Here is a 24,504-nt window from a genome sequence, read left to right on the forward strand (position 1 = left end):
ATGAGCGATAAAAAAACGGTAACACCTAGAGGAGCTTATCCACATACCAAACGTGTTGGTGATTTTATTTTTGTATCTGGAACCAGTTCTCGTCGTGTGGACAACTCCATTGCTGGCGTTGATATTATTGATGATATGGGAACCAAACGCTTAAATGTTGAAGTTCAAACTCGCGAAGTACTATTAAATATAGAAAAGAATTTGGCTAAAGAAGGCGCTAGCTTAAAAGATGTCGTTGACGTAACCTCCTTTTTAGTAAACATGAATGATTTTGCAGGATATAATAAAGCCTATGCCGAATTTTTTAATGCTGAAACCGGGCCATCACGCACAACGGTAGCCGTACACCAATTACCCCATCCAGATTTGGTGATAGAAATCAAGGTAATGGCTTATAAGAAAAGAGATTAAAAAAAATAAGAACTTAGAGATGAGATTTATAATCTTTATTCTTTTCTCGAACATCTTTTATCTGGAAATGAAATGAATATAAAAAACTACATCAACGGAAACTTTCACGATCCAGAATCGAATGATTGGTTAGATAACTTTTGTCCTGCCAATGGAGAAATCTACAGTCAACTTCCAAATTCTTCGAAAGAAGATGTAGAAAATGCTTATATCGCGGCCCAATCAGCGTTTCCAAGTTGGTCGCAAACTACTTTAGAAGAACGCAGTAGAATCTTAATTAGGATTTCAGAATTGTTAGAAGCTAACTTACAACGATTTGCAGAAGCAGAAAGTAAAGATAATGGCAAACCCATTAGCCTAGCAAAAGCTATTGACATTCCAAGAGCCGCCAGTAACTTTCGTTTTTTCGGAAATGCCATTACACAGTTCTCAAGTGAAAGTCACGAAAGTATTGGTCTGCAAGCCATAAATTATACCTTACGTCAACCAATTGGAGTCGTTGGCTGTATTTCACCATGGAATTTACCGCTTTATTTATTTACTTGGAAAATTGCACCCGCGATAGTCGCAGGAAATTGTGTCGTTGCAAAACCTAGTGAAATAACACCCATGACCGCTTTCCTCTTAGGTGATATTTGCAATCAAGCAGGCCTACCGAAAGGTGTTTTAAATATAGTGCACGGATTAGGAACAACAACTGGTCAAGCCATAATTGAACATCCTGATATTAAAGCAATTTCGTTTACAGGAGGAACAGTAACAGGTGCACACATTGCAAAAGTAGCAGCACCTATGTTTAAAAAATTATCGTTAGAGCTTGGTGGGAAAAACCCAAACATCATTTTTGCAGATTGCGATTATGAAGATATGTTGGAGACTACCATACGTTCTTCTTTTTCTAATCAAGGTCAGATTTGTTTATGTGGCAGTCGCATTTTTGTTGAGTCATCTTTGTATGTCACATTTAAAAATGATTTTATAACTAAAGTTAAACAACTTAAAGTAGGGCATCCATCTGAAAATGATACCAATATTGGCGCTTTAGTTTCAAAATCTCATTTAGAAAAAGTGATGCAGTATATCGAGATTGCTAAAAAAGAAAACGCAACCATTTTATGTGGTGGAAACCAAGTTAAAGTCGAAGGTTTCGAAAATGGTTATTATTTAGAACCTACAGTCATTGAAATTACTACTGATGAATGCATAATAAATCAAGAGGAAATTTTTGGTCCAGTAGTCACCATTATGCCTTTTAATACTGAAGATGAAGTACTTCAAATGGCCAACAAAGTAAAATATGGCTTATCTGCTACGCTTTGGACCAACGATTTAAAACGAACCATGCGTATAAGTAACCAAGTACAAGCTGGAATTGTTTGGGTAAATACATGGATGCTTCGTGATTTAAGAACACCGTTTGGTGGCATAAAAGCATCAGGTGTTGGCAGAGAAGGAGGCTTTGAGGCTTTGCGGTTTTTTACTGAAGCGAAAAATGTATGTTTAAAATATTAAAAAACAATCAAGATTAACGAATTTAGAAAAAGACAAAATTTTAAGTCTTGCTTCTCTAATCTAACATGAATTATCTATTATATAAAATAAAATGAATTTAAACTTAAAAAATAAAAACGCTTTAGTTTGCGGAAGCACAGCAGGCATTGGAAAAGCAACGGCTATTGCTTTGGCCAATGAAGGCGCTAAAGTCACCTTAGTTGCCAGAAATAGAGAAAAATTAAAGCAGTTATTAACTGAATTACCTGATAGCAAAAACCATAGTTATATCGTAGCCGATTTTTCAAAACCTAGAGACCTGCAAGAACAAGTCATAAAATGTATTGAAAAAGATCATGGCTTTCATATACTAGTAAATAATACAGGCGGGCCAAGAAGTGGAGACATTTTAAACGCCAGTTTAGAAGAGTTTGATAATGCCTTTACACAACACTTAAAATGCAATCATGTATTAGCACAAGCGGTCATTCCGTTTATGAAAAAAGAAGGTTTTGGTAGAATTGTGAATATTATTTCAACATCTGTTAAAGAACCCATTCCTGGTTTAGGTGTTAGTAATACAATAAGAGGTGCCGTTGGAAACTGGAGTAAAACCCTATCTATAGAATTAGGTCCTTTTGGTATTACCGTAAATAATATTTTACCGGGATTTACTGAAACCGATCGACTCAATGAAATTATTAAAATTAAGGCTAATGGTGCAGAAACCTCTATTGAAGAGATGACTGAGATTATGAAAAATTATTGTCCTGCAAAACGGTTTGCCAAACCAGAAGAAACAGCCAATGCCATTATGTTTTTGGCAAGTGAAGCCGCCGGATATATTAATGGAATTAACCTCCCTGTTGATGGTGGACGAACAAAAAGTTTGTAACTTTATATCAAAATCATGCGTGAAGGATTGAAGCAAGCTACCGTGTAGCGCGGAAAGCCTGACCCAAAGGGGCACGCCTTAAAAATAGCAACCTATGAGTAAATTAGTTTCGCCTTTAAATTTTAAAGCTTGGATTGAGGAAAATAGACATCTACTAAAACCGCCAGTAGGCAATAAAGTAGTTTGGAAAGATGGTGAATTTATTGTTATGGTTGTTGGTGGTCCCAATAGCAGAAAGGATTATCACTATAATGAAACACCTGAATTTTTCTATCAAGTAGAAGGTGATATTGTTTTAAAAATAATTGATAATGGCACTCCTAAAGATGTACATATAAATGAAGGTGATATTTATTTATTGCCACCAAAAGTACCACATTCGCCACAGCGTGGTGCGAATACAGTTGGATTAGTAATTGAATACAAACGTCCTGAAGGTATGCGCGATGCACTACTTTGGTTTTGTGAACATTGTGTTACCAAATTATATGAAGAAGATTTTACCATAAAAAATATTGAAACCGATATGCCCAAGATTTTTGATAGATACTACGGTGATTTAGACAAACGAACCTGCCCGAATTGCGGAGAAATCATGGATCCCCCGAGAAAAGTAAAAATTGATTAAATTTTTATGACACCTAAACTTCGTATTAACGGCCATTCGCATTTATTACCTTATCCAGAGGAAATTCCAGATTTCATGAAAGAAAAAGGAATTTTTTGGGTGGATAAAGATCGAAAATTCATGCTTCAAAAAGATTGGAGTCGCCCTGTAACAGACTCTAGTTTCTTTTTACATGAAAAATTAGAATGGATGGAACGTTTTAAGATAGATCATGCGGTTGTTTTAAACTTATCTCAGCTATATGGTAATGGTTTACGTGTCGAGGAAATGAAGCAAGCTTTGCGTTTTCAAAATGATTTTAATGCACAAATTCAGCATAACAACCCAAGTAAGTTTACCTGCGGTTTTGTAGTACATCCTGGTTTTGTAAGAAGTGCTTGTTGGGAAATAGAACGTTGTGTAGAAACCCATGGGATGCAATTATTATGTTTGCCTACCCATTTCATGGATACCATTGGTACCTGGCGTTGTATTTTTGATGAAGAAAATGAACCCATTTTTGAGCTTGCTAATAAATACAATCTGGCCGTAGAGATTCATCCTTATGATGGCGAAAAATTCATAAAACTTGAAAACACCTCTTGGCGTTTTCATTTGATTTGGATGCTGGCACAGTGTGCCGACGCTTATCACTTTTTAACTTTAAACGGCTACCAAGAAAGGTACCCTAATATGCGTACCTGTTTTGCTCATGGCGGACAATTAGCTCAAATTAATTTAGGAAGACGTATTCAAGGGTTTGACGGAAGACCCGATTTGTTTGAAGGAAAGCATCACCCAAGAAAAGCGGTTGGGCATAAAAATATCTTTTTTGATACTTTGGTTCATGACACTGGTTCATTAGAATTATTAATTAAAAACCAAGGTGCTAAACAAGTTATTATGGGATTAGATGATCCCTATCCACTAGGTGAAATGGAGAGTATCAAACAATCATCTTATCCAGGAAAAATATTAGATCTTGCCATGGAACAAAAAATTATTACTGAAACAGAACGGGATGCTATTTGGGAAAACAATGTGATTCAATGGTTGTGTGGTGAAGATGAAAACGCAAAACAAAAATTAATTAAAAGAATTCTTTCCTAGTGCATTTTTTACCTGAAGCTTTAGACGACTATATCGTAAATCATTCTGAAGAGGAACCAGAATTATTACAACAATTAACGCGCGAAACTTACCAAAAGATTTTGCAGCCTATTATGCTTAGCGGGCCTTACCAAGGTCGGGTGTTAAGTATGATTTCTAAATTGAAGCAGCCTAAAACTATCTTAGAATTAGGAACCTTTACAGGATATGCTACACTCTGTTTGGCCGAAGGCCTACAAAAAGAAGGCGAAATTCACACCATTGATATTAAGGAAGAATTATTAGATTTTCAACGCAAATATTTCGATAAATCTTTATATGGTTCTCAAATTATTCAACATTTAGGCAATGCGTTAGACATTATTCCAACACTTGACAAAACGTTTGATTTAGTTTTTATTGATGCCGATAAACCTAATTACGTAAAATATTTTAAATTAATTATAGACAAGATAAATACTGGTGGCATTATTTTATCTGATAATGTGCTTTGGCACGGAAAGGTTGTTAACCCCTTAGACCCAAAAGACAAATCAACAAAAACTGTTTTAGAATTTAATACACTTTTAAAAGAAGATCCTAGAATAGAAACTGTTGTTTTACCTATTAGAGATGGTTTAACAATTAGTAGGAAAAAATAATATCTACAATTTTCGTTTTACCGACCCGGTAAAATCACCAATATCGTCCTTAACCCTTTTTAATTCGTCACTGATGTCTTTGGTTATACTGGTATCAATACCATTTTTTTCAGCACTTTTTGTAATCTCACTTTTTATGTCATTGGTGGCATCTTTAAGGGTTCTCATGCCTTTTCCCAATCCGCGAGCTATTTCCGGTATCTTATCTGCACCAAATACCATCACTACAATAAACAGTATAAACGCTATTTCCGCACCGCTAATAAATAAGAATGTAGCTTGTTGTATCATCATACAAATATAGTGAGTGTTTTATGAGAATAAAAAAAAGCCGACTATAAATAATCAGCTTCATGTGTTAATGTTTAAAATTTAATTTTTTACTTTGTCTTTAAACCTATCAAAATCACTTTGTGTCATTTGTTTTGGCCAAGAGTTATTGGAGGTATCAATATCAGCTGTTTCTAAATCTGGATCCACAACAATACTTACAATTTCTTTTTCTGACGCTATTGTTTTACTAACTTGACTATCATTTAATCTCCAAATTTGAGCTGGATATGTTTCCCTGCTTTTTGTACCGTCGGTATAGGTATATTCAACAATAATAGGCATTACTAATCCCCCTGGTTTATCAAAAGTGACACTATAAAAATATTTAGGATTTTTGATAGCCTTTCGTTCCTCTTGTGTAAAATTATCCATTATATATTCCTTTAAACTTAAAGAAGCTTCAGTTGGACTTTTACCACGCATACTTTCTTCAAAATCTTCACTTCCTTCTTCTACTAAATACACAAAGTCGTCTGCATTCATACCATAATATCTTGCTATTCTTTTACCATATTCATTTGTTTTAGACGATACATAATATTTTTTTACTTCTTTAACACCTATATCAACCCAATCGGTTGTATAAAACCATCCTCTCCAAAACCAATCTAAATCAAAAGCCGATGCATCTTCCATCGTTCTAAAGAAATCTTCAGGTGTTGGGTGTTTAAACATCCAACGATAGGCATATTCTCTAAACGCATAATCAAACAAATCACGTCCCATAACAGTTTCTCGCAAAATATTTAAAGCCGTAGCAGGTTTTCCATAAGCGTTATTTCCAAAATCATAAACATTTAACCCTTTGGTCATTATGGGCGCAATAAAATCTTGATTCCCGCCCATGTAACGTGTAATCATTCTTGCAGGACCGCGATCTGAAGGAAAAGTTTTATGTTGTGGAGACAAAGCTGCTGGATATTTTTTTCCAAAATCTTGCTCTGCCACATACTGTACAAAGGTATTTAAACCTTCATCCATCCATGTCCACTGACGTTCATCACTATTAATAATCATTGGAAAAAAGTTATGACCTACTTCATGTATAATAACACCCATCATACCATATTTAGTTCTATCACTATAAGTTCCATCAGGTTTTGGTCTTCCGTAATTATAGCAAATCATGGGATATTCCATTCCCATAGGTGCGTGCACTGAAATAGCTTTGTGGTAGGGATAATTAAAGGTCATTCTTGAATAAGAAATTAAGGTACTAGCCACTGTTTTAGTTGACCAATCTTCCCAAAGTGGATTACCTTCTTTTGAATATAATGATACCGCCATAACATCTTTATCACCAATTTTAACAGCCATCATATCCCAAATAAACTTTCTTGAGGTTGCAAAACCAAAATCACGAACGTTTTGCGCTGAAAGTTTCCAAGTCTTTTTTTGTGTGCTCTTTTGTTTCTCAATCACTTCGGCTTCTGCCTGCGTTACAATTTTTACAGGTTCATCATACGATTTTTTAGCTTTTTCATAACGCTTCATCATATCTTTTGTAAACACATCTTTTCTGTTAACAAGGTAACCAGTACCATCTAATATATGATCTGCTGGAACTGTTATATTAACATCAAAATCACCAAATGTAAGTGCAAATTCATCACGTCCCCAAAATTGAGAGTTCTGCCAACCTTCAACATCACTATAAACAGCCATTCTTGGATAGAATTGAGCCATCACGTAGATTCTGTTATCATTTTCAGGAAAATATTCATAGCCAGAACGACCGCCATCTTTTACATGGTCATTTATATTATACCACCACTTTATAAAAAATGAAAATTGCTCCCCAGTCTTTAATGGCGCAGGTAATTCTATACGCATCATGGTTCTGTTAATCATGTGCTCTAAATTAGCCCCTTTAGTGTCTTTAACTTCAAGTATGTTAAAGCCACCATCAAAAGGTTCTTTCATGTATGAATTCACAAAACTTGAAGCCGAGTTCGCAGACCTATAACCACTTCCTTCTATAAGAGGAGTTTTTGAATCATTTGCTCTCATATTTTGATCGAGCTGTACCCAAAGGTATTTTAATTCGTCTGGAGAATTATTGCTATATGTTATGGTTTCACCGCCATATAATTTCGCATTTACATCATCTATTTCAATATCCATTTTATAGTCAGCTTGTTGCTGATAATAAGCAGGTCCAGGCGCACCAGAAGCAGACCTAAACATGTTTGGTGTTGAAAACTCATCATATAACTGTTTAAACTTATTGTTATTTGTATGACCTGTTTTTGGTTTTGTTTTTTCTTGATCTTGAGCTAGTATACCTCCTGAAATAAGAAAAAAAGATAGAAGGTAAAAAATAGTTTTTTTCATTGCAAATTTTAAATTAACGTATCTATTTATATTATTTATGAATAATTCTATACATAAATAGACAAAAAGTCTTCTAAAATAATCAATTATCAAGTCGAATTATGATTTTTAATTAAAATTTAACATCGCTATTTTATTGCTTTGATTTAATAAAAAACTTTTTTGTTTAGAGTTGATTTTTGTTTTAATCATATTTTGTTGATTATCAAATAAATCGAACAAAATTTGATTTGAAATTTCTATAGAATTAATATTTTTAACGTTTTCAATTTCAAGGTAGCATTGTACAACATCAATATCATATTCTTTGCCTATAAAATTAAGAGTCATATTTTTTTCATTAATAGTAACTCGCATCTTATTTTTTAAATACTGTTCTATATACTCATTAACATCTTTTGATTCGTTTTTTACCAATAACTCTAATTTGTCATCATATCGTTCACGTAAAACTTTTTCAAAATCATCTATAAATATGCGTGTTATAATTTGAACAGACTGTTTTTCTTTTATATAGTTTATCTGGGTGATACTTATATAGTATTTATGGAATCCGGTAAATGCAAATAAAGGAATGAATGCTAATAAAAGTATTATTATAATTTTTTTCATCTTGTATTATAGTGCCAAAATATTTCTTAAAAGTAACTTGTTTTAATGTTTCAAAAAGCATTCCAAAAAAAGATTAATCTTCAGAGATTTTTAAATTCTCTTGATACTGCCTATATTTCATTCTTAAAAATATGAGTATTTTAAAATCGCTTTGGTTTTTACAATAGGTAATAAAGTTTTCATCATCGGCACAGAAATAAAAAAAGTCTGATTTTAAATTGTTATCTAACTGATTTGACATGAAAAAATCTTTTGCTAATCGTCCTTTTATGCTTTGCATCAAGGCTTCCTTTTCTTCCGTCTCAACTCTGTTTTTCAACATTTTTGTTCTACCTGAAATTCCATTTAAAATGGGATTTAATGGTAATCCTCCACTTAGAACACCCAAAAGCATTTTTGGTTTAAACGCTCCAGCTTCACTTAATCTCCTTTCACTTTGCGTCGCAATTTTACCTGTATAACCTGGGATGCCAACATCATAAAAATTTATGGGCGGTTGGCCTTCAGTAGTATTAATGTCTAAGAGTAAATTTCCTGTTAAAACTTTACCTACTAATACTTCATCTAATTCATTAATCTGTTCTTCCAAATTAACGCTTAGCCCTTTTAAACGTATAATCGTTTCATTAACTATTATTGTTTTTAGTTTGTGCTGTATGGACGAAAATTGCAAGGTATCATTAAGCTTCGCTTTAATTGTAAACTCGCCATTAACATCTGATATTGTAAAAACCTGAGCCGTCTTATTGATGACATTTATATTTTCAACATTAAGGCTGCTTTCGACTTTACCCTGAATTTTAACTGATTGAGAATTTGAGGTTTGAAGATAAAACCCGATCAAGAGAAATACAATGAACCTAATTTTTAACATCTCTCAAGCTTAAAAACAAAGTTCTTTGTTGTATTAAAAACTCTATAAGTTGCATCTCATTCTCTTTATTTAACAACTCATTTTTTATGCCTTTTTCCTCTAAAAAAGCTGTAAAAGCATCTACTTTTTGAAACGGAATATGAAATGTTTTACTTAAATATTCATGAGAATACATATCAACTAATACCTTTTGTTGTGGCTCTTGGTTAAACTGGTCTATTTTGGTTGTTCTTTTTTTAGGGTTAATAAACAACTTAAATATTTCTCCCAGATTAAATCCGTTATAATATTGCCCTTTATTTACGGTTGCATTGTAGGCATCTCCTATTGCTTGATTATCAAAAACTCTATCATCATTATACTCATAGGTCATATTCATATTTCCCATGTCTAATTCGATAACTGGAATGATTTTCACATTCTTAATATCATCGGCGATATTTCCTGAAAGTCCCGAGGATAAAACAACAGCATCTAGCTGATTAATCTGTTCAACTAAATAAATTTTTAATGATTTTGTCTTTATAACGTCTTCGTCAAAAACGACTGACATAGCATTAAATTGAAGTGCTGAAATCTCAATACGGTCATTTAATGACGCTTTTATAACAAATTCTCCTTTATAGTTGGTTATAGTACCTGTATTGGAAGATGTGTTAAAAACAGTCACACCTTCAACATCTTGGTTTTCTGAAAGAATGATTCCGCTAATTTCTATACGCTGAACATCCTGACCCCAAAACGTGGTTACAAAAAATGTAAACAATAAAAAAAGTATAAGTTTCTTCACATGCACATCTTAAAGATATAAAGAACGTACATCAAATCTTAAATAAAATAAAACTGGTATTTAAAGTTCTGTTAAAGTAAACAACTTCTTTCATAAGTAAACTACTTAATTTTTGTTTAGAAATCGCAAACTTTTATTATAAATAACTTCTAACAATTCCATTTCTTTTCCATAATTAAGCAAAGAGACATCGAAATTCTCACTTTCAACGAACCTAATAAATTCTTCAACGCGATGTTCTGGAATATTAAAATTATCAGTCAAGAACTCAGACCCGTAAAAGTATTTTATAGATTCTATAGGAACCTCTGGAATTCCGGTTTCCTTTTTATCTTTAACTTCAGACCTAAATAAAGGCAATAACAATTGATCTACGACATTAACAATATTGAGACCATTAATCATTCTTTGTCGTTGGGAATTCATCGTGTTATTACTTACACCCGATTTGTAATCAATATCATTATATGGCTGATCGTCATTGGCCATACTGAAATATAGATTATTTAACTTTGGATTGAAAGCTTCGGTACGTTTAATTTGTACTTCTAAACTCTTAGACAATCTGTTTCCTGTTATAAAAATTTCGTCGAGTTTATTAATTTCCTCAATCAAAAATATTTTCATTTTTTTCGATTCCAGAATCACTTCATTAATTTGAAAATTAATGTTTTGAAACTGTAACGCACTTACTTCAATTGAATCATTTAACGTAACTAATAGAGAAAACTCACCTTTTTCGTTTGTAACGGTCCCTTTATTAGATGATTTGTTAAAAACAGTTATACCAAAAAGATCTTCACCTTCCACAATTACTTTACCTTTAACCTCGATTGGTTTCAAATCTTGTGAAAGAACTTGCAACCCAGTTAAAAGCATCAATAAGATTATAAAATTTTTCATAGTTATTTTTTGTTTAAAAATAATCTTTAAAAAATTATTTGATTTATTAATTTGATATAATCTTTTGTTAAATTGTACAATTATATTTTTGTTTAAAAAAACAACTATGAAAAATATGATTATTGCGAGTACGTCTACCACTCACGGAAGCGATTATTTACAATACATTTTAGAAGAGTTAAACCTGTTTTTTAAAAACATAAACACGATTCTTTTTATCCCTTATGCAAGACCCGGAGGTATATCGCATGATGAATATACGAATAAAGCCAAAGATGCTTTTTTAAAGATAGATAAAATCGTTATGGGAATTCATACGTTTGAAAACCCAATATTAGCTATTGAGCAGTCTGAAGCTATTTTTGTTGGCGGAGGCAATACGTTTGTATTATTAAATCAACTATACAAGCATAATTTGTTTTCTGTTTTAAAGGAAACTATAAATCATGGAATTCCTTATCTAGGCACAAGTGCTGGAAGTAATATTTGTGGACTCACTATAAAAAACACAAATGACATGCCTATTGTATATCCTCCAAATTTCAATGCATTAGGTATGGTTCCTTTTAACTTAAATCCGCATTATTTAGATCCTGATACCACTTTAAAACATATGGGAGAAACTAGAGAAACCCGTATTAAAGAATTTCATAGTTATAATACACAACCTGTAATTGGGTTGAGAGAAGGTAGTTGGTTATTAGTTAAAGGTAATTCTATTACATTAAAAGGCGAATTACCAGCTCGTATTTTTGAATATCAAAAAACACCTTACGAAGTAACACCTGAAACTGAACTAAATACTTTAAAATAAGAAAGTTCCATCTAATTGATGAAACTTCTTGAGCGGGAGACCAGGTTCGAACTGGCGACATTCAGCTTGGAAGGCTGACGCTCTACCAACTGAGCTACTCCCGCAATTCTCAAACAAAAATACTTATATCAAAATTGATTTACAGGAAAAAACATCGCTTCTTCGAGAAAGGATAGCTTAAAATTTGACGGTTATAATTGAAATAAAACTTATGTGACAGGTAATTAACAACATAAGTATTAAATTATGGTGTCTCACATCTCTTTAATTTTAAATAATTTAATTTTTAAAAGAAATCATATTTAATCTATATTCATATATTCATACTATATTATAAAGTTTAGTGTTTTTATTTGTTGTCATTTGAACTTTTATGAGAAGAAGATACTTTAAGGTAAAATTATTTGTAGGAACAGCTATCGCTGTTTTTGCAGTCATAAAATATTGCGCTAGCACAGAAATAAACCCTTACACGGGTAAGGAACAGCACATTTCATTATCTGAAGATCAAGAAATAGCCATTGGCTTGCAAAGCGCTCCACAAATGAAACAACAATACGGGGGCTTTATACCAAAACGAAAGATATCAAGAATTTCTTGATCAAATAGAACAAAAACTAGTTGAAAATAGCGTAGCAATAGAAACTGGCTACCAATATGACTTTCACTTGCTAGCAGATGAAAACACCATAAATGCCTTTGCACTTCCAGGCGGACACATATTTATTACTTATGCCCTATTTTCTAAATTACAAAATGAAGATCAACTAGCTGGTGTTATTGGTCATGAAATTGGTCATGTAGTTGGAAGACATTCAGCAGACAGAATGTCTAAACAAGGCTTGACAGAAGGTTTATTAAACGGTGTTGCCGTTGCCCTAGATCCTAATACTGCTCAAGGTGCAGCCGCTATTGCTAGTATAATTAATATGAAATACGGCAGAGAAGACGAACTCGAAAGTGACGATTTAGGAGTACTTTTTATGATGAATGCTGGTTATAATCCTGAAGAAATGATGGGCGTTATGAAAATTCTTAAATCTGCTGCTGGGGATAATTCAGTTCCTGAGTTTCAAAGTACGCATCCAGATCCTGAAAATAGAATTGAGAAAATTAAAGAAGCAATCATTAAGTACAAAAACAAATAAGCATAAAAAAAAGTCTTGAATGACAAGACCTTTTTAATTTGAGTGACTAATTCAAATAAATATAAAATAAACTAATTATTTTTTTAATGCTTCTTTTATGATTTTAACCGCTTCGTGAGCGTTTGAAGCTTGAGCATATTTTAACGCTGTTAATTCTTGATGAGATTTCGCTTTTAAATCCGCTCCTTTAGAAATTAGAAGTTTTAAAATTTCTGTTCTGTTGTACCTTGCGGCATACATTGCAGGAGTCATCCCATTAGATGTTTCATTAACATCCATACCTAGTTCAATGAGTTTTGTTACGGTCTCCAAATCTCCTTTAGCTATAGAAACACAAAAAGGGCTTACTTTAAAATCAGTTACAGTAGTATGATTATCTATTGAACTGTCAACAGACTTGTTAGCATTAACTGTTAAAACTGCAAAACATAATGCGATTGCTGAAATAATGATTGTTTTTTTCATGATGAAAGATTTTAATTTGATTATGGATTTTGATTATGGATTTTGATTATTGATTTTGATTATTGATTCGTTTCTTGATATATTAAAAGACGAATAAAATCCGTTAGTGTTACAGAAAAATTTCATTATAACATATTTTTAACTTTTATTTAATCCATTTAACACACTATTAAATTTTAACATTCGTAACAACGCCGGTATTAAAATATAGATTCATAAAGTCTTTACATGGGTTATCTTACCAAACTTCGTTATCTTTACAACCTAATTAAATTACTTTAAAAATGAACAAAAAAACCATATTAATGATTCTTGATGGATGGGGCAAATCACCAGATCCTAAAGTTTCTGCTATTGATAATGCAAACACACCTTATATTGATTCTTTATATACAAAATTCCCTAACGCTTCTTTAAGAACTGATGGGTTACATGTTGGTTTACCTGAAGGTCAAATGGGTAATAGTGAAGTAGGACACATGAATCTTGGAGCAGGAAGAATTGTTTATCAAGACCTTGTTAAAGTCAACCTTGCCGTAGAAAATAAAACATTAAATAATGAAGAAGTATTAGTTAATGCTTTTAAGTATGCAAAAGAGAACAATAAGGATGTTCATTTTTTGGGATTGCTTAGTGATGGTGGCGTACATTCACATATTAACCATTTATTTGGCTTATTAGAAGCTGCTAATGAATTTGGTTTAACGACCTCTTATGTTCATGCTTTTACTGATGGTCGTGATGTTGACCCAAAATCTGGTTATGGCTTTTTAACTGCACTAGAAGAACAACTAGAAAAAACAAATAGCAAACTTGCTACTGTAACAGGTCGCTACTACGCCATGGATAGAGATAAACGATGGGAACGTGTTAAACTTGCCTATGATGGTATGGTAAATGGTAATGGTGAGTTTTCAACTAATATAACAGAATCTATTGAGTCTCATTACAAAAATGACATCACTGATGAATTTATAAAACCAATTGTTATGGTTGACAAAAACAATAAACCACTTACAACCATAAAAGATGGTGACGTTGTTATATTTTTCAACTTTAGAACAGATAGAGGTCGTGAATTAACCGAGGCGTTATCTCAAAAAGATTTTCATGAGCAGAACATGCATAAATTAAACTTACATTATGTTACGCTTACTAATTATGATGACAGTTTTAAAAATATTAATGTCGTTTTTAATAAAGATAATTTAACTGAAACTCTAGGAGAAATTTTAGAAAAACATCACAAAAAACAGATAAGAATAGCCGAAACAGAAAAATATCCTCACGTAACATTTTTCTTTTCAGGCGGACAGGAAACACCTTTTGAAGGCGAAACTCGTATTTTAAGAAACTCTCCAAAAGTCGCTACTTACGATTTACAACCAGAAATGAGTGCTTACGAATTGAAAGACGCTTTAGTGCCCGAATTACAAAAAGGGGACGTAGATTTTGTGTGTCTCAATTTTGCTAACGGAGATATGGTTGGTCACACTGGTGTTATGGAAGCTGCCATTAAAGCTTGTGAAGCCGTTGACGCATGTGTAAAAGAGGTTATCACAGCTGCACTTGAAAATGATTATACCACGATTTTAATTGCAGACCATGGTAATTGCGAAACTATGATTAATCCAGATGGCTCACCAAATACAGCACATACTACAAACCCGGTTCCTGTAATTTTAATTGATAAAGAATTAAAACATATAGATGATGGCGTTTTAGGTGATATCGCACCAACTATCCTAAAATTAATGGGTATAGAACAACCAAAAGCGATGACTAGACATTCGTTAATTTAAGGATAAAAAAAAATATTTATTGTACATTTACACCATCCAAATGTAAATGTACAATGAATTTAAACGACAAGCTTATTATTGCAGTCGACTTTGATGGAACTATTGTTGAAGATGCTTATCCGAATATAGGTAAGCCAATGCTATTTGCTTTTGAAACCTTAAAAAAACTACAAGAAGAAGGTCATAGACTTATTTTATGGACGTATAGATGTGGGTATCAATTGGACGAAGCCGTTAAATTTTGCGAAAAAAACGGTATCTTTTTTTACGCTGTTAATAAAAGTTTTCCTGAAGAAACCTACGAAACTGATAGAAGTAGAAAAATTCATGCTGATTTATTCATTGACGATAGAAATATTGGCGGTTTTATAGGTTGGGGTGAAGTTTATCAAATGCTTATTGGTACCGTTGGAAGCATTCCAATGGAAAAGAAAAAGAAAGGATTATTTGATTTTTTTAAGTAAAATATGAAATCTATATTAATTCAAAGTATGCTTTGTCAATACTTTCTCTGTGCATAGGATGCGCAATATTTACTAAGGCTTTCACTCTACCTTTAATTGTTTTACCATATAAATCAGCAATACCATATTCCGTAATAACGTAATGAACATGTGCCCTTGTCGTTACAATTCCTGCCCCCGGTTTTAATGAAGGTACAATTCTGCTAACCCCATTTTTAGTTATTGATGGTAATGCAATGATAGCTTTACCACCTTCGCTTAAGGAGGCGCCTCTTATAAAATCCATTTGCCCACCAACACCCGAATATATTTTAGAACCCATAGAATCTGCGCACACTTGTCCTGTAACATCTACTTCAATAGCCGAATTTATAGCTACCATTCTTTTGTTTTGTTTAATGATAGAGACATCATTTACATAATCTGAAGCTCGTAATTCAATAAACGGATTATCATCTACATAATCATACAATCGTTTTGAACCCATTAAAAATGTTGCTAAAGTTCGTCCTGGATCAATAGTTTTATAATTTCCATTAATAACATCCTTTAAAATAAGGTCTATAACGCCATCAGAAAACATTTCAGTATGCAAGCCTAAATCTTTATGGTTTGTGAGACAGGATAAAACCGCATTTGGAATAACACCAACTCCCATTTGCAACGTGCTTCTATCTTCAATTAAACTAGAAACATAATCTCCAATTTTATTTTCAATATCTGTCGAAATTGGCAAATCATGGGTTGGTATCGTTTCATTGCACTCAACAAATAAATCTATTTCTGTATGATGAATAATGCCATCTCCATGTGTTCTTGGCATTTGAGGATTTACTTGAGCAATAACTGTTTTTGCATTCGCAATAGCGGCCAAAGTAGCTTCAACAGAAACTCCTAAAGAACAATAACCATGTTTATCAGGAACAGACACATGAATAAGAGCCACATCAAGTGGTAAAATATTACGTTTAAATAATAAAGGTAACTCACTCAAAAAAACGGGAGTATACGACCCATTACCTGCTGCCAATGTATGTCTAACATTATTCCCGACAAAAAATGAATTTACATGAAAACTGTTACGCAACTCTGGATTAGCATAAGGAGCATCCCCTTCAACATGTAAATGACAAACCTCAACATTTCTTAATTCATCTGAACGTTGCGTCATTGCATTTATTAAAACCTGCGGGGCTGCAGCCGCTGCTTGAAGATATACTCTGTCATTTGATTTAATGACTTTTACAGCTTCATCTGCACTAAATATTTTATACATAGCAAATTTCTTTATATCACAAAACTATTAATAAAATACATTATAAAAACTGTCCAAAGTCATACTCACTAAAAAATCAATTAAAATTTAATTTTAAGTATCTTTGCCATTATTTTTAAAGCATGATAGTAGTAAAAACAAGAGAAGAAATCGAAATAATGCGTGAAAGCGCGTTAATAGTATCTAAAACTTTAGGAGAAGTTGCAAAAGAAATTAAACCTGGAGTTACCACGTTACAACTAGACAAAATAGCCGAAGAGTTTATTAGAGATCAAGGAGCCATTCCTGGGTTTTTAGGACTATATGATTTTCCTAACACATTATGCATGAGTCCAAACACACAGGTTGTACATGGTATTCCAAATAACGAACCTTTAGTTGAAGGAGATATTATCTCCATAGATTGTGGTGTTTTAAAAAATGGCTTTTATGGAGATCATGCCTATACATTTGCAGTAGGTGAGATTGATAAAGAAACGGAGAAATTACTTCAAATTACCAAAGAATCGTTATACGTTGGCATCAGAGAGTTTAAAGCCAATAATCGTGTTGGCGATGTGGGTTATGCTATTCAAAAATATTGTGAAGATCATGGATATGGGGTAGTTAGAGAATTGGTTGGCCATGGACTTGGTGCTAAAATGCATGAAGACCCAGAAATGCCCAACTATGGTAAACGAGGCAGAGGAAAAAAATTTATCGAAGGTATGGTAGTTGCCATTGAACCTATGATTAATATGGGGACACATCGTATTAAACAGCATAGAGATGGATGGACCATTACTACGTTAGACAATAAACCAAGCGCCCATTTTGAACATGATGTAGCACTCGTTGATGGCAAACCCGAATTACTTTCAACCTTTGCTTATATTTATGAAGCATTAGGAATTGTTTCTGATGAAGAAGATGAGTTTAGACAAAAAGCATTAACGCTATAATATGAATATTTCAAATATTGAACAAAAGGAAGTTTTCCAAGGCTTTAAAGGTAGATTTATTCATATGGAAAGTTTTACTATTGGGTATTGGGAAATTGAAGCCGGATCTGAAATTCCATTACATTCCCACATTCATGAGCAAACTACCGAAGTGACCCAAGGCCAATTTGAAATGACTTGCGATGGTATTACAAAAATATATCACGCTGGAATGATTATTAAAATTCCTTCTAATATATTACATGGTGGCAAAGCACTTACTAAATGTAAGTTGACAGATGTGTTTTGTCCTGTGAGAGAAGATTATAAATAGTCGTTTTGTTTTGAAAAAACTCTTCAAATTAATTCTAAACACCATTCCCAGACCTATATTAATTAGGATAAGTTTTCTTGTTCGTCCTGTTTTATCGCTTTTTTTAAAAGGAAGTAAATTTACAGACCCCATAGACGGGAAAAGCTTTAAAACGTTTTTACCCTATGGCTATGGAACACAACGGAATAATGTGCTATCACCTTCAACCCTTTCTTTAGAGCGCCACAGATTACTTTGGTTATATTTAAAAAATGAAACTGATTTTTTTACTACTAAAAAAAGAGTCCTTCATTTTGCTCCAGAACAAGCTTTTTATAAACGATTTAGAAAGATGAAAAATCTGGATTATGTGACGACCGATTTGAATTCACCCTTAGCTGATGTTAAAGCTGATATTTGCAACTTGCCTTTTGATGATAATATATTTGATATCATTCTATGTAATCATGTATTAGAGCATATTCCAGATGACACCAAAGCCATGCAAGAATTATATCGTGTCTTAAAACCTGGCGGATTTGGTATTTTTCAAATTCCACAAGATCTAAATAGAGAAAACACCTTTGAAGACAACGCGATTACAGATAAAAAAGAACGTGCTAAAATTTTTGGACAGTATGACCATGTTCGCATTTATGGTCGAGACTATTTTGACAAATTGCGATCTATTGGTTTTAAAGTTAAAGAAGTAGATTATACAACCACTCTTGCTGAAGATGACATCAAAACCTATTGTTTAGCTAAAGGAGAAATAATTCCAATAGTATTTAAAGTCTAACTTTCTGGAAACCCATTTAAAGACAGGCTTTCCAATTCTTGATTTTCATTCTCATAAATTAAAAAAACTTGTAATTCTGGATGAAACTGCAAAAATGTTTTAATCTTTTCAATACCCATAGCTTTAAACGCTGTTGCATATGCATCAGCTGTCATACAATTTGAAGCAATGACAGAAACACTTAGAAGACTGGTTTTACTAGGGTAACCTGTCTTAGTATCAATAATATGTGAATACCTATTCCCATTGGTATCAACTTTGTATTTTCTATAAGTACCAGAAGTCGCCATTGCTTGATTATTTAAACTAATAGCTCTAATGATAGAACGTGTACCATCAAAGTGAGGCATTTCAACTCCAACTTTCCACGATTTATCTTTTTCTTTATTAATCCCTTTGGCTCTTATTTCTCCGCCTATTTCAACAATATAGCTTTCAATCCCTTGTCCTTCTAAAAAATTAGATACAACATCTACACTATATCCTTTTGCAATGGCATTAAAATCTAAATAGGTATTTGGATTTTGTTTTTTGATTGTATATCCGTCACGACTCACTTTATTAAATCCTACAGAGCGCATTAAACTATCAATTTTTATACTATCTAAAGCAACTATACGCCCTTCTGAACCAAAATCCCAAGCATTAACAAGATTCCCTATGGTTGGATCGAAAGCCCCTTCAGTTTCTTTGTAAATTTCTTTAGAACGGTCTAAAACCGTTGCAAAATATACATCGATTTCAAAAGCTTCATTTCTATTAATCTTTGAAATTAAAGAGCTAGCATCGTAAGTAGACATAGATTTATTTATATCATAAAACAAACTATCTATGCTAGCCACTAAACTTTGAGATGTTTTTCCATTATATTGAATGGTGTACGACGTTCCAAAAACCAATCCTGATTGTTTTATGTTTTCGTTGTTACACGATATAAGCAGTAAAAAAGTTATGGCAAGCGTTATTAGTTTTTTCATAGTTTAAATTAATTAAAATTGGTATCTAAAACTTGGATACCATTATATTCAATTAAATATGCTTCATTTAGGTATATGGGCAACTTTTCATCATTTACGTTTGCCAATCCAACACCAGCATAAAGTACTTGTGCATTTTTTTCTCTTGCGTGCTTTTTAAAAGACTCCATCCAAATAACATCATAATTATTTGGATTTTCTGGTAGTAAGATTGCTCTTACAATTACAAAAAAGTATTGACTGTTTTTATCGATACAAACAAACTGAGGATGCTTTTTAAGCTTACTATTGACGGCTATAAATTCAAAACCACGTTGTTCTAGATCTTTTCCTACGTGGTTCATAGCTAAATTATGTAACTGTTGTTTTGTAAGAGGTTTACTCATATCACAAAAATAGTATAAAAGTTTATTTGATGATGACATTTCAGAAATTGTTTAGCTTCAAAACACGAACGGTCTCTTTATCTTTAAATGATCAAAATGCCTTATAAACTTACTGAAAATTTATGAGCTTAAAGGACATTCTTTAAGACTACCCATGTATTCTGTGCCAATATTTTATGCCCTTCTGCAGTTGGATGAATACCATCGTTTTGATTCAATTCAGGAATGCCTGCAACATTCTCAAGCAAAAAAGGAATCAGCTTCAAATTGTTTTTGACCGCTAGTTCTGGAAACATATTTTTGAATTCGGTGGTATAATCTTTTCCCATATTTGGTGGAATTTGTGTAGCTGCTAAAATAATCTCTACATCCGAATTTTTTTCTCTAACGATATCTATAATAGCTTGTAAGTTATTCCTTGTTTCACTAAGTGGAATACCACGCAATCCATCATTTGCTCCAAGTTCAAGCACAAAAACATCAACCTTTTGATTCAAAACCCAATTCACTCTATTTTTTCCAGCCGCCGAGGTATCGCCACTTAAACCAGCATTAATAACTTGATATGAAAACCCTAATGAATCTAATTTTCGTTGTATTAATGATGGAAAAGCATCTGCCATTTCTAAACCCATACCAGCGGTTAAACTATTTCCAAAGAATATAATAGTTTTGTCTTTAGTAATTTGCAAACTATCATTTGTTTCAGTTTCATTGGAAGCAGCTGTGTTTTTTTTGCTTTTTGTTTCTCCACACGATGTACTAAGAACAAGCAGTAAAAAATAACAAAACATTAACAGGATTCTCATAGCTTTAGAATTACTTATTAAAAACATTTTTATAATTTGTGGAAAACACAAAAGACCTCTTTAAAAAACATTTATGGTAAAGATATTAAACGTTCAGAACTTAGAGAAAAGTTATTTTAGTGGCTCAAAAAAACTCACTATTCTCCAGGATATCAATTTTTATGTTGAAGCGCGAGAAACCTTTGCTATTGTAGGGCCATCTGGCAGTGGAAAAACAACGCTATTAGGGTTATGTGCTGGACTTGATCAGCCTGACTCTGGTACTGTCGAACTTTGTAATACAAAAATGAGTAATCTAAGTGAGGATGAACGTGCTCAACTTCGCAACCAGAATGTAGGCTTTATTTTTCAGGACTTTCAACTATTACCTACACTTACTGCTTTAGAGAATGTTGGAGTTCCGCTAGAACTACAAGGTGATAAAAAAGCTACTAAAAAAGCCATTGAACTATTAGAAAAAGTTGGTTTGGGAGATCGTTTAGGTCATTACCCTTCACAATTATCTGGTGGAGAACAACAACGCGTCGCCTTGGCAAGAGCATTTTCTAACAATCCTACCATTTTATTTGCCGATGAGCCTACTGGAAACCTCGACGCCGAAACTGGTGAAAAAGTAGTCAATTTACTTTTTAATCTTAATAAAGAATTAGGTACTACCCTCGTAATAGTGACTCACGACATAGAACTTGCACAAAAAACAAAACATATTCTGAAACTTAAGGGTGGCCGTGTTATTGAAAACAGCAAATTAACATAATGATAAAAAAAACACGTACTTCTAAAGTTGGTTTTGGTTGGCTTTTAAAAATGGCATGGAGAGATGGGAAGTCTAGCTGGCAAAAATTAATGCTTTTTATGGCCTCTATTGTTTTGGGAATAGCTGCGGTGGTTTCAATACAATCTTTTAGTTTAAACCTGAAGAGCAATATCGCCTTACAGTCTAAATCGTTAATGGGCAGTGATTTTAAGATTGACAGTAATAAAGCTCCTAATGAGCGCGTATTAGCCATTATTGATTCCTTGGGAGGCGCTAATGCCAAAGAAATTAATTTTGCTTCAATGGCTGCATTTCCTAATCATAATGGAACTAAGTTAGTAAGAGTGCGAGGCATCGCCGGTGGATTCCCTTTTTATGGCTCTATGGAAACAAATCCAGAAACAGCCGCTACAACGTATCAAAAACTGGAAACTGCATTGGTAGATGCCACTGTCATGTTACAGTTTTCATTAAAAGTAGGAGATTCAATAAAAATAGGAAATACAACACTTCCTATTGGTGGCGCCTTAAAATCTGTTCCGGGAAGCTCTTCTTTATTTAGTAGTATGGCACCGCCTGTGATTATTCCTTATAGCTACATTGAAACCTCGGGTCTAGTACAAACGGGAAGCAGGTTAGATTATGAGTTTTATTTTGTTTCAAAACCAGAAACAGATTTAGACCTATTAGATGAGGCCATTGATAGTGCATTAGATGCCGAAGATGCCGATTTAGACATACATACAAGTACAAGCCAACGATTAGGAAGACGCTATGATAACTTTGGTAAATTTCTTAATCTCGTCGCATTTATTGCTTTATTATTAGGCTGTGTAGGCATAGCTAGTGCTGTTCATATTTATATAAAAGAAAAACTGAAGTCGGTTGCTATATTAAAATGTCTAGGAGCTAGTAAAAAACAGACATTTTTAATCTATCTTATACAAATCGGGTTTATAGGTCTCATAGGTGGTATCATTGGAACATTATCCGGTATACTTTTGCAACAGTTGTTTCCACTGTTATTAGAAGGTTTGCTACCTGTAGATGTTCAAATAGCCTTAGCGCCTCAAGCTATTATAATGGGAATATTACTAGGTGTAGTTATGTCGATTTTGTTCGCGCTATATCCGTTGATCGGTACTATTTATATCTCGCCTTTACAGGCGCTTCGTATTCAGGAAAACACAAATCAAAAATCAAAAAAAGCAGGGCTCATAGTGTTGGTTGCCATATTTAGTTTTATTTTTTTGTTTGCTTATTGGCTACTAAAAGACCTTCGTTATGCATTAGCGTTTCTATTTGGAATCGTAATAACCTTTTCCATCTTGGGAGGCATTGCTCATATGCTTATGAAAGTAATAAAAAAATACTTTCCACACTCATGGGGTTTTATAGCAAGAACGAGTCTTCTAAATTTATACCGTCCGCAGAACCAAACCCTAATATTAGTACTCACAATTGGTGTAGGCTCATTTTTAATTAGTACGCTATACTTTAGCAAAAACCTATTGTTGTCTCAGGCTTCAATTGAAGCAAAAACCAATAGCGCTAATATGATATTACTAGACATTCAAAATGAACAGACAGAAGACGTTGCTGCAACTATTGTGAGTAACTCACATGAGGTTATTGACAACATCCCCATTGTAACAATGCGTATTAACAGTATTTCAGGTAAAACTGTGAATGACATACGTAAAGATTCAACCTATAAAATAAACAATTGGATTTTAGACCATGAATTTAGGGTTACTTATCGTGATGCACTCATTGCATCTGAAACCATCGAATTTGGTGAATTTACTTCTACTGCGACTACTAACGATATAGTGCCTATTTCAGTGAGTGAAAATTTTGCAAAAGATGCTAACGTAGATATTGATGATACTATTACCTTTAATGTTCAAGGCGTTTTAATCGATACCAAAGTAGGCAGCATAAGATCTGTTGACTGGAGTCGAATGCAATTGAATTTTAATGTATTATTTCCAAAAGGTGTCTTAGAAAATGCTCCTCAGTTTAGGGTCCTTTCTACTCATGTTCCCAATGAACAAGCGAGTGCTATTTTACAGCAAGCATTAGTAAATAAATTTCCCAATGTTTCTGTTTTAGATTTGCGACAAATATTAAATGTCGTAGAAAAACTACTAGATAAAATTGGTTGGATTATCAACTTTATGGCATTTTTTAGCATCCTTACTGGTATTATTGTACTTATGGGTGCTGTTCGTACAAGTAAACACCAACGAATTAAGGAAAGTGTATTACTAAGAACGTTGGGAGCCAAAAGCAATCAAATACTCAAAATAATAACTTTGGAATATATTTACTTAGGCATTATTGGCAGTTTTACCGGTATTATATTGTCTTTAATTAGTAGTCAATTTCTTGCTTTATGGATTTTTAAAACCCCATTTACACCTTCCTTAATTCCATTTACAGTCCTATTCCCTTTTATTACACTTTTAGTGCTTACTATAGGTTTATCCAATACCAGAAGCGTTATAAAAAATCCACCTTTAAAAGTATTAAGAAAAGAAAATAGTTAGGAAAAAGCCAATGCTTAAAAT

25 protein-coding genes, 1 tRNA gene and 1 pseudogene are annotated in these 24,504 nt (G+C 33.1%); 15 read left to right on the plus strand and 12 right to left on the minus strand.

Going from position 1 to position 24,504, the window contains the following annotated elements; translation table 11 throughout:
• From AC15TD_RS12265 to AC15TD_RS12290, 6 genes are all read left to right on the plus strand, one after another.
• The gene (locus AC15TD_RS12265) at positions 1 to 411 is read left to right on the plus strand and encodes a RidA family protein (protein WP_484452444.1); all 411 of its coding nucleotides are present in this window, start codon (positions 1 to 3) and stop codon (positions 409 to 411) included.
• 72 nt (positions 412 to 483) lie between these two features.
• Positions 484 to 1,923, plus strand: a complete 1,440-nt coding sequence (locus AC15TD_RS12270) for an aldehyde dehydrogenase (protein WP_484452445.1) — start codon at positions 484 to 486, stop codon at positions 1,921 to 1,923.
• A 91-nt stretch (positions 1,924 to 2,014) separates the two neighbouring features.
• A complete protein-coding gene (locus AC15TD_RS12275) occupies positions 2,015 to 2,797 on the plus strand; it encodes an SDR family oxidoreductase (protein WP_484452446.1) in 783 nt (260 codons plus the stop codon).
• A 94-nt stretch (positions 2,798 to 2,891) separates the two neighbouring features.
• Positions 2,892 to 3,425 carry a 3-hydroxyanthranilate 3,4-dioxygenase gene (locus tag AC15TD_RS12280; RefSeq protein ID WP_484452447.1) on the plus strand — a complete coding sequence of 178 codons (534 nt, stop codon included), beginning with the start codon at positions 2,892 to 2,894 and terminating at the stop codon, positions 3,423 to 3,425.
• 6 nt (positions 3,426 to 3,431) lie between these two features.
• Positions 3,432 to 4,514 carry an amidohydrolase family protein gene (locus tag AC15TD_RS12285; protein ID WP_484452448.1) on the plus strand — a complete coding sequence of 361 codons (1,083 nt, stop codon included), beginning with the start codon at positions 3,432 to 3,434 and terminating at the stop codon, positions 4,512 to 4,514.
• Entirely contained in the window at positions 4,514 to 5,155 is a 642-nt protein-coding gene (locus AC15TD_RS12290; RefSeq protein ID WP_484452449.1) for an O-methyltransferase, read from the plus strand. The genes AC15TD_RS12285 and AC15TD_RS12290 overlap by 1 nt, the downstream gene beginning before the upstream one ends.
• 3 nt (positions 5,156 to 5,158) lie before the next feature.
• Here the strand turns inward: AC15TD_RS12290 and AC15TD_RS12295 are convergent, their stop codons facing one another.
• The 6 genes from AC15TD_RS12295 to AC15TD_RS12320 form a co-directional block, all read right to left on the minus strand.
• On the minus strand, positions 5,159 to 5,446 hold the full coding sequence (locus AC15TD_RS12295; RefSeq protein ID WP_484452493.1) for a Sec-independent protein translocase subunit TatA/TatB: 288 nt from the start codon (positions 5,444 to 5,446) through the stop codon (positions 5,159 to 5,161).
• 81 nt (positions 5,447 to 5,527) lie between these two features.
• Complete coding sequence (locus tag AC15TD_RS12300) at positions 5,528 to 7,822, minus strand: M1 family metallopeptidase (RefSeq protein ID WP_484452450.1); 2,295 nt, start codon at positions 7,820 to 7,822, stop codon at positions 5,528 to 5,530.
• Positions 7,823 to 7,930: 108 nt separating this feature from the next.
• Positions 7,931 to 8,434 carry a DUF6702 family protein gene (locus AC15TD_RS12305; RefSeq protein ID WP_484452451.1) on the minus strand — a complete coding sequence of 168 codons (504 nt, stop codon included), beginning with the start codon at positions 8,432 to 8,434 and terminating at the stop codon, positions 7,931 to 7,933.
• 73 nt (positions 8,435 to 8,507) lie between these two features.
• Positions 8,508 to 9,308 (minus strand): peptidase associated/transthyretin-like domain-containing protein, encoded by an 801-nt coding sequence (locus tag AC15TD_RS12310; protein WP_484452452.1) that lies wholly within the window; start codon positions 9,306 to 9,308, stop codon positions 8,508 to 8,510.
• A complete protein-coding gene (locus AC15TD_RS12315; protein WP_484452453.1) occupies positions 9,295 to 10,098 on the minus strand; it encodes a carboxypeptidase-like regulatory domain-containing protein in 804 nt (267 codons plus the stop codon). Before AC15TD_RS12315 ends, AC15TD_RS12310 begins: the two co-directional genes overlap by 14 nt.
• Before the next feature lie 105 nt (positions 10,099 to 10,203).
• Positions 10,204 to 11,001: a carboxypeptidase-like regulatory domain-containing protein gene (locus AC15TD_RS12320; protein WP_484452454.1), complete on the minus strand. Its 798-nt coding sequence runs from the start codon at positions 10,999 to 11,001 to the stop codon at positions 10,204 to 10,206.
• A 106-nt stretch (positions 11,002 to 11,107) separates the two neighbouring features.
• On the opposite strand from AC15TD_RS12320, the gene pepE reads away from it, so the two are divergent.
• Entirely contained in the window at positions 11,108 to 11,815 is a 708-nt protein-coding gene (pepE, locus tag AC15TD_RS12325) for a dipeptidase PepE (RefSeq protein ID WP_484452455.1), read from the plus strand.
• A gap of 31 nt (positions 11,816 to 11,846) precedes the next feature.
• Here the strand turns inward: pepE and AC15TD_RS12330 are convergent.
• Positions 11,847 to 11,919 (minus strand) — tRNA-Gly (locus tag AC15TD_RS12330).
• Positions 11,920 to 12,188: 269 nt separating this feature from the next.
• Here AC15TD_RS12330 and AC15TD_RS12335 point away from each other — a divergent pair.
• Positions 12,189 to 12,963, plus strand: a pseudogene (locus tag AC15TD_RS12335) (M48 family metalloprotease).
• Positions 12,964 to 13,038: 75 nt separating this feature from the next.
• Here the strand turns inward: AC15TD_RS12335 and AC15TD_RS12340 are convergent.
• Positions 13,039 to 13,428 carry an ankyrin repeat domain-containing protein gene (locus tag AC15TD_RS12340; RefSeq protein ID WP_484452456.1) on the minus strand — a complete coding sequence of 130 codons (390 nt, stop codon included), beginning with the start codon at positions 13,426 to 13,428 and terminating at the stop codon, positions 13,039 to 13,041.
• 284 nt (positions 13,429 to 13,712) lie between these two features.
• On the opposite strand from AC15TD_RS12340, the gene gpmI reads away from it, so the two are divergent.
• Both gpmI and AC15TD_RS12350 read left to right on the plus strand, forming a co-directional pair.
• Positions 13,713 to 15,230 carry a 2,3-bisphosphoglycerate-independent phosphoglycerate mutase gene (gene gpmI / locus AC15TD_RS12345; protein ID WP_484452457.1) on the plus strand — a complete coding sequence of 506 codons (1,518 nt, stop codon included), beginning with the start codon at positions 13,713 to 13,715 and terminating at the stop codon, positions 15,228 to 15,230.
• 53 nt (positions 15,231 to 15,283) lie between these two features.
• Positions 15,284 to 15,694, plus strand: a complete 411-nt coding sequence (locus tag AC15TD_RS12350; protein WP_484452458.1) for a BT0820 family HAD-type phosphatase — start codon at positions 15,284 to 15,286, stop codon at positions 15,692 to 15,694.
• Positions 15,695 to 15,704: 10 nt separating this feature from the next.
• Here the strand turns inward: AC15TD_RS12350 and AC15TD_RS12355 are convergent, their stop codons facing one another.
• Positions 15,705 to 16,970 (minus strand): acetyl-CoA hydrolase/transferase family protein, encoded by a 1,266-nt coding sequence (locus tag AC15TD_RS12355; protein ID WP_484452459.1) that lies wholly within the window; start codon positions 16,968 to 16,970, stop codon positions 15,705 to 15,707.
• 122 nt (positions 16,971 to 17,092) lie between these two features.
• Here AC15TD_RS12355 and map point away from each other — a divergent pair, with 122 nt between their 5' ends.
• The 3 genes from map to AC15TD_RS12370 are packed head-to-tail and all read left to right on the plus strand — an operon-like array spanning position 17,093 to position 19,002.
• Complete coding sequence (gene map / locus AC15TD_RS12360; protein ID WP_484452460.1) at positions 17,093 to 17,911, plus strand: type I methionyl aminopeptidase; 819 nt, start codon at positions 17,093 to 17,095, stop codon at positions 17,909 to 17,911.
• Between the two features lies 1 nt (position 17,912).
• Positions 17,913 to 18,224, plus strand: coding sequence for a cupin domain-containing protein (locus AC15TD_RS12365; RefSeq protein WP_484452461.1), 312 nt, complete (start codon positions 17,913 to 17,915; stop codon positions 18,222 to 18,224).
• 10 nt (positions 18,225 to 18,234) lie between these two features.
• Entirely contained in the window at positions 18,235 to 19,002 is a 768-nt protein-coding gene (locus tag AC15TD_RS12370; protein WP_484452462.1) for a class I SAM-dependent methyltransferase, read from the plus strand.
• Here AC15TD_RS12370 and AC15TD_RS12375 read toward each other — a convergent pair.
• The 3 genes from AC15TD_RS12375 to AC15TD_RS12385 form a co-directional block, all read right to left on the minus strand.
• On the minus strand, positions 18,999 to 19,979 hold the full coding sequence (locus tag AC15TD_RS12375) for an FAD:protein FMN transferase (protein ID WP_484452463.1): 981 nt from the start codon (positions 19,977 to 19,979) through the stop codon (positions 18,999 to 19,001). The genes AC15TD_RS12370 and AC15TD_RS12375 overlap by 4 nt on opposite strands.
• A gap of 8 nt (positions 19,980 to 19,987) precedes the next feature.
• Positions 19,988 to 20,365, minus strand: coding sequence for a Na(+)-translocating NADH-quinone reductase subunit F (locus AC15TD_RS12380; RefSeq protein WP_484452494.1), 378 nt, complete (start codon positions 20,363 to 20,365; stop codon positions 19,988 to 19,990).
• A gap of 128 nt (positions 20,366 to 20,493) precedes the next feature.
• Positions 20,494 to 21,174 carry an arylesterase gene (locus AC15TD_RS12385; RefSeq protein ID WP_484452464.1) on the minus strand — a complete coding sequence of 227 codons (681 nt, stop codon included), beginning with the start codon at positions 21,172 to 21,174 and terminating at the stop codon, positions 20,494 to 20,496.
• Between the two features lie 73 nt (positions 21,175 to 21,247).
• On the opposite strand from AC15TD_RS12385, the gene AC15TD_RS12390 reads away from it, so the two are divergent.
• Both AC15TD_RS12390 and AC15TD_RS12395 read left to right on the plus strand, forming a co-directional pair.
• On the plus strand, positions 21,248 to 21,931 hold the full coding sequence (locus tag AC15TD_RS12390) for an ABC transporter ATP-binding protein (protein ID WP_484452465.1): 684 nt from the start codon (positions 21,248 to 21,250) through the stop codon (positions 21,929 to 21,931).
• On the plus strand, positions 21,931 to 24,483 hold the full coding sequence (locus AC15TD_RS12395; RefSeq protein WP_484452466.1) for an ABC transporter permease: 2,553 nt from the start codon (positions 21,931 to 21,933) through the stop codon (positions 24,481 to 24,483). The genes AC15TD_RS12390 and AC15TD_RS12395 overlap by 1 nt, the downstream gene beginning before the upstream one ends.
• Positions 24,484 to 24,504 lie beyond the last annotated feature (21 nt).

The organism is Yeosuana sp. (assembly GCF_057126245.1).